At 47.0% G+C, this 423-nt stretch carries 1 protein-coding gene; it reads right to left on the bottom strand.

The genetic code is table 11. The features are described 5' to 3' along the window. Positions 1-423: hypothetical protein (locus ACY2RQ_RS19875; RefSeq protein ID WP_490114750.1), on the bottom strand; the 423-nt coding region annotated here is incomplete at both ends.

The following is a 423-nucleotide window of genomic DNA, read 5'->3' as shown; positions in this document are numbered from 1 at the left end:
TGGGTAACACTTCTTCTGAATACAGGGTCAGTTCAGGGTCAATATGAACTTTGTAATGACTATACTTGATCTTGCTCCACTCTTCTGCCACTGCCATACAGGTAGTGCTGTTACAGCCGGTAATGTAAATGTCCTTGACGCCTATTTTTCGTAGCATACTGTATGAATCTGCCCAGGTCGGGAAGTCCTTATGTACATCGAAAATCGCATCCGAGCACATAACCCTGCTCTGATCGACACCCGTCAGCATCAACTTGAAGCGCTGTATTATGAACATGTCATTGCGTTCCATCTGGACCGCATTGAGCACAACGCCAGGGGGAGTGCTGCCAGAATCTAATACATTGAAAAGAGCGAAAATAACCCTCTTGTTTTCCCTGAAACGGGTTATCAGACCAGCAATCTCAGCCAGCCCCAGGGGGT

The sequence above is a fragment of the Parendozoicomonas sp. 209JJ7-1 genome (genome assembly GCF_058147085.1).
Note: the sequence above shows the minus strand (reverse complement) of the source record. Positions and strands in the feature narration are given on the sequence as shown.